The organism is Sinorhizobium sp. GQ132 (assembly GCF_059758575.1).
Map to the genome: position 1 here is coordinate 1 of NZ_JCAXDX010000033.1, position 5,102 is coordinate 5,102.

General features: G+C 56.9%; 5 protein-coding genes and 2 pseudogenes. 6 read left to right on the forward strand and 1 reads right to left on the reverse strand.

Annotation, left to right across the window (positions count from 1 at the left end):
* The first annotated feature begins 392 nt into the window (after nucleotides 1–392).
* Nucleotides 393–1,049, forward strand: a complete 657-nt coding sequence (locus AC6CIG_RS29480; RefSeq protein ID WP_498324364.1) for an HAD family hydrolase — start codon at nucleotides 393–395, stop codon at nucleotides 1,047–1,049.
* Between the two features lie 134 nt (nucleotides 1,050–1,183).
* Nucleotides 1,184–1,372: pseudogene (locus AC6CIG_RS29485) on the forward strand (SOS response-associated peptidase); the annotation flags it as partial.
* Nucleotides 1,373–1,666: 294 nt separating this feature from the next.
* Here the strand turns inward: AC6CIG_RS29485 and AC6CIG_RS29490 are convergent.
* The gene (locus tag AC6CIG_RS29490) at nucleotides 1,667–1,990 is read right to left on the reverse strand and encodes a hypothetical protein (RefSeq protein ID WP_127712631.1); all 324 of its coding nucleotides are present in this window, start codon (nucleotides 1,988–1,990) and stop codon (nucleotides 1,667–1,669) included.
* A gap of 314 nt (nucleotides 1,991–2,304) precedes the next feature.
* Here AC6CIG_RS29490 and AC6CIG_RS29495 point away from each other — a divergent pair, with 314 nt between their 5' ends.
* From AC6CIG_RS29495 to AC6CIG_RS29510, 4 genes and pseudogenes are all read left to right on the forward strand, one after another.
* Entirely contained in the window at nucleotides 2,305–2,928 is a 624-nt protein-coding gene (locus tag AC6CIG_RS29495) for a plasmid pRiA4b ORF-3 family protein (RefSeq protein ID WP_127712630.1), read from the forward strand.
* Between the two features lie 231 nt (nucleotides 2,929–3,159).
* Nucleotides 3,160–3,339: pseudogene (locus tag AC6CIG_RS29500) on the forward strand (helix-turn-helix domain-containing protein); the annotation flags it as partial.
* A 162-nt stretch (nucleotides 3,340–3,501) separates the two neighbouring features.
* Nucleotides 3,502–4,338 carry an ImmA/IrrE family metallo-endopeptidase gene (locus tag AC6CIG_RS29505; protein WP_234841323.1) on the forward strand — a complete coding sequence of 279 codons (837 nt, stop codon included), beginning with the start codon at nucleotides 3,502–3,504 and terminating at the stop codon, nucleotides 4,336–4,338.
* Nucleotides 4,339–4,348: 10 nt separating this feature from the next.
* Nucleotides 4,349–4,852, forward strand: a complete 504-nt coding sequence (locus tag AC6CIG_RS29510) for a DUF4411 family protein (RefSeq protein WP_275598537.1) — start codon at nucleotides 4,349–4,351, stop codon at nucleotides 4,850–4,852.
* Nucleotides 4,853–5,102 lie beyond the last annotated feature (250 nt).

Sequence of the window (5,102 nt, forward strand, 5' to 3'; positions counted from 1 at the left end):
AAGCTGCGGCGGGCGGTCATGGCACGGTTAGCCCCGGCGCTCATCTCTCTCCGACAAGCTGGAAGGCCAGCATCATGGCGCAGCGCTTGAAGCGCCAAAGCCAATACACGCGGCCGGTTGCCCGGGCTCTTCCGACAGTAGCGTCGGGCGAAGTTTTAACGTGAGGATCGGTTCCGGGTGATACGTTATGCGATCTTTTTGGCCTAAAACGTAAACATCCTCGCAATAGGCCGTGCACGGGGCTCGTGAAGAACGGCTCTCTTCGGCCCAATGCAGAATCTCAAGGGCGGAGTCATGGTGGCCGCTTTGCGCCTCGAAGCGGTCATCGAGACGTCATCCGGAGTCAGTACTCACGGCTTCTATAGCTTGGATATAAACCACGGAGCGTTAAGATGGTGCGTCCACTTGCTGTCATCTTCGACATGGACGGACTTCTGTTCGATACAGAACGCCTGATACGCGAAGCATTGTTTACGGCTTGTCTGGAAATTGGTTACGAGATGACAGACGCGGTCCATCGCAGAATGGTAGGATGCCAATGGCCAATCATTGAAGGGCTGTTGACCTCCCATTTTGGTCAGCATTGCGAGACCGAGGTCCTGCGAGCGGCATGGGTGAGACAGTTTAAATCGCTATTGCCGAATCTGCAGATCAAACCGGGTGCGACTGGACTCTTGCAAACCTTGGATGAGTTGCGTCTACCACGCGCGATCGCGACTTCTTCGAATCACGATGATGCCCGCCATTATCTTGCGATGCACAACCTTACCGGTCGTTTCCATCAGGTTGTCGCATCTGGCGATTATTCAAGAAGTAAACCATTTCCCGATCCATATTTGAAGGCCGCCCAGTTGCTCGGAGTCGACCCAGCGAGCTGTCTTGCACTGGAAGACTCTTACATTGGAGTGAGATCAGCGGCGGCGGCGGGGATGATGACAGTTATGGTGCCCGACATCTTGGAGGCAGACGAGGAGATGAGGGGGCTTTGCGCATATATCGCGTCCGACCTGGATGAAGTCAGAGAACGGCTCATCGCAATGAGCGAATAATATCCTGGATTTTTGAAGCATGAATATCCCGGACCTTCCACCTGACCTGTCCTTCCCCAAACTCGGAACCGCCCCCGAAGACCAGGAGTTCGCATTTGAGGTGAAGCGTGCTGCGATAGGGCCATTCTGGGCCGGCGCGACCGGTCCTGTTGCTGCTGACGAAGGAAGAGACGGACACCTGGATGCGGGCGCCATGGGAAGAGGCCAAGGAACTGGCCCGCTCATTACCCAATGACGCGCTGATCATCTCGTCCCGCGAACCATACGGATCCACGATCGTTTCGAAATCCGGAGAGCTGGTGGAACAGGGCAGTCTGCTTTGACGCCTGAATTCCAGGCTTGTATCGAAAACGAAAAAGCCTGCCGCGGGAGGAGGTGCGGCAGGCTTTTTCAAAGAATTGAACAACGGCTGGGAGGAGGAGTGCCGCTGTTCCGTCAGGCGCCCTCTGGGAGGAGGAATAGGTCGCCTGAAACACGAAGCTCTGCGGGAGGAGGTGCATTGCTTCGTGGATCTAAAGATATCAGAGGCTGCCCCGACCGCCAGCGCTCAGACCGCAGTGCAGCCATGCAAATGTTGCAATGCAATATGAAGTGCGTGCCTATTGTTTGGCCCACCATCAGCGAAGTGACGCTGTCTCGGAGCTTGGTTCGAAACCGAGAACGAATTCGATGACCTTATCAGAGGACATTTCGCACGGCTTCAGTAGCGACCCCGATCCAGCCAATCGATAGAGGTTGAAGCTGACGATATCTGTTCCGCCAAGCTCCTCGCCGTAGAGCCAGATCCGTTTGCCATCCTCCGATCGCTTCACGGTCACGCCCCATGGCCGGCCACAAAAAGATCCGTCCATATAGCGGCCCGGCAATCTGGCAAGCGCTTCTTCGAACCTTGCCAGAACAGGTGCAGGTGCTTCTCTGCAGGAGGTCACGGCGCCAGGCATTCGTCGCAGATCCCGCAGCCATCATCATCCATGCTTGAGGCCGGACGTAACCTTCGACAGCACGGACATCTCGTTGCATCCGGTCCACAAGTGCCATCGCGCTCCGGCGGAAGAATTTCAATGAAGGATTCCGACAGCGTGTCGGCCGCGCTTCGATCCATGGCGATGGTCCAGTTCGGAGGTTACACCAGAGATGGTATGCCTCGACGGCTGCACAAGCCGGCAGATCGCTGTCAGGACGATCCAATTCCAATAAAGTGCCACGATCGAGCGGCCTTCTTGACCATCTTCTCCCAACCTTGTTCATTCTTCCAATGTTCAAAGCCGCAAACGCTGTGCAGATCAGAGTTTCCATCGACGAGATCGAGCCGGACGTCTGGCGCCGTTTGGTCCTGCCTGCCCATTGGAACCTGGAGCACCTGCATCTCGGAATTCAGGCCGCATTCAACTGGTGGAACTATCATCTCTATGAATTCCGCATCGGGGGTCTGCGGTATGGCGACGTCGAGACCCTGATGGAGGATGCGACCGATGAGGATCCTCGGGTCTTCGATCAGAGAGAGGTTCGCTTGTTGGACTTCGAGCAAGGTGCTGTCTTCAGCTACCACTATGATTTCGGGGATGGCTGGCGTCACACCGTCGCGGTTGAGGAGTTCCTGACGCTCGCTTCTACGCCCAAACAAGGAAAGTGCATCGCCGGGGAAAGGGCGCGACCGCCCGAAGACGTTGGTGGCGTGTCCGGTTATGAGCGGTTCCTGGAGATCATCGCCGATCGGGAAGATCCCGAATATTCCGAAACTATTCTGTGGTGCGGTGGATACTTTGATTCGGAATGGTTCGACCTTTCGATCGTGGACAAAGATCTCCGCAATGCTCTGCGCTCCAACGTCAAGCGGCGCCTGTATCAACCCAAGCCGAAAGCCGTCCCGAAAAAATGAGTTGGGCGAGGGTTCCAGGTGGAACGCCTTGAAGAGACTCGAACTGCAGACCGCGTAATTCCGCACTCCTTGGGAACGGATATCTATCTCAACATTTATTGCTCTGACAGCATTTGTGGCATGCTAGGCAAAAGCCGGTTCGTTCTATATCTGTCATAACGTTGCGTTTGCATTTCTGCTGATATCCTGGCTGGCAACGCACGCAGCGAGTAGAGGAAGCAAGTGCCGAAGGTGAATCCAGCGATTCTCCATTGGGCTCGGGAAACCGCCGGGCTGACATTGGAAGAAGCGGCCGAAAAGGTGGGTATTGGACCGGCGCGCGGCATAACCGGCGCTGAACGCCTTTCCATGCTCGAAAGAGGAGAGACCGAACCTTCCAGGCCCGTTCTGCTAAAGATGGCAAACCAATATCGACGGCCTCTTCTCACGTTCTATATGGCAGAGCCTCCGCAACCGGTCGCCAGCGGACAGGATTTTCGCACGCTTCCCGAGCACTACGCACAGCGGGACGAGGCGTTAGTCTCTGCGCTTCTGCGAGAGGTGCGGGCTCGGCAAGAAATGGTCCGGAGCCTTTTGGAAACTGAGGACGAGGCTGTTCAGTTGCCCTTCGTCGGCTCCTTCGACCGGCGCGACGGCGCTGATGCGCTGGCCGACAAGATCATCCGAACACTATCTTTCGATCTACAGGACTTCCGGCGAGGTCAGAGGCCCGGCGCACCCAAAGGATTTGCATACCTGCGCGAACGGGTCGAGGCGGCTGGCATCTTCGTCCTACTGATCGGCAATCTCGGCAGTCACCACAGTGCCCTGAACGTAGAACTATTCCGCGGCTTTGCACTTGCGGATCCGGTAGCGCCGTTCGTGGTCATCAATGATCAGGATAGCGACACCGCCTGGTCCTTTACGCTTTTGCACGAGCTGGCGCATATCTTCCTCGGTCAAACCGGTGTGAGCGGATCGAAGGCCGGAACACCAGTCGAGATTTTCTGCAACGACGTTGCCGGACGCGTCCTGCTGCCAGCGGCCGAGCTCGCCCGGCAATACGACTTGAGAGACGCGCCGCAGGCCGAGGTGATCAGCCGCATAGCGGCAATTGCCGCGAACCGACAGGTCAGCAATTCCATGGTCGCCTATAAGCTCTTCCGCGAGGGTCTGATCAGTCACGAAATGTGGGCGGCCGTTACGAGCCTCTACCGGCAGCAGTGGCTACAGAACCGCAATGCCGCTCGTGTAAAGGAGAACGACCGTGGGCCGAGCTATTATGTCGTGCGCCGGCATCGGCTCGGTGATCGGCTTCTGAAGCTGTCTCGCCGGATGCTGACCGAAGGAGCCCTGTCTCCGTCCAAGGCCGCCGCCATCCTCGGTGTGAAGCCGAGCAATGTCTATGCCCTGACCGAGACCGCGGCTTGAGGCGTTCACTGTGTATCTGCTCGATGCGAACGTCCTGATCACCGCAAAGAACCAGTATTACCCGATTCATCGGGTTCCCGAGTTTTGGGATTGGCTCTCATATATGGGCGAGAGCGGGGCGATCAAAATGCCACTCGAAATCGTAGAAGAGATTACCGGCGGCTCGGACGATTTGGCCGAATGGCTCAGGGACGGTGACAATAGCAAGGCACTCCTGCTCGACGAGGACGTAGACGCCATTCACGTTCAGGCGGTGATGGACAGATATGCGCTTGACCTCAATGAAGCCGAGATCATTGAAGTGGGTAGGGATCCATTCCTGATCGCCTACGCCCTGGTAGCTCCGGAGAGTCGTGTCGTTGTGACAGTCGAGGCGTCCAAGCCGAGCTGCAAGAGAGCAAACAGGCGGATTCCTGACGTTTGCAACGATCTCGGCGTGCAGTGGTGCAACAGTTTTCAGATGATGACGGCACTCGACTTTACTACTGGCTGGAGAGCGCGCTCCAGTGCCTGAGCTCCCCCGGAAGGTTTCGGCCCTCAGCGACTTGCATATCCCGACGGGTTCCCGTCGATACATTATGCGATCATTTTGGACCAGGACGTGAACATCCTGGCAACAAGCTGTGCATGGCTCGTGCGAACACGGTTCGTTCCGCTCCTAAGGCGACGTCCACGCTTAAGTCTGTGAACGACAGCATTGCGCGTGGCTATTAACGGGCCCTGCCTCACGCTTGAAGGCCGCGTGGCTGAATGGTGATCGACGG

Coding starts and splice junctions, on each gene's coding strand:
- AC6CIG_RS29495 (WP_127712630.1), top strand. CDS start 2,305: ATGTTCAAAGCCGCAAACGCTGTGCAGATCAGAGTTTCCATCGACGAG.
- AC6CIG_RS29490 (WP_127712631.1), bottom strand. CDS start 1,990: ATGCCTGGCGCCGTGACCTCCTGCAGAGAAGCACCTGCACCTGTTCTG.
- AC6CIG_RS29480 (WP_498324364.1), top strand. CDS start 393: ATGGTGCGTCCACTTGCTGTCATCTTCGACATGGACGGACTTCTGTTC.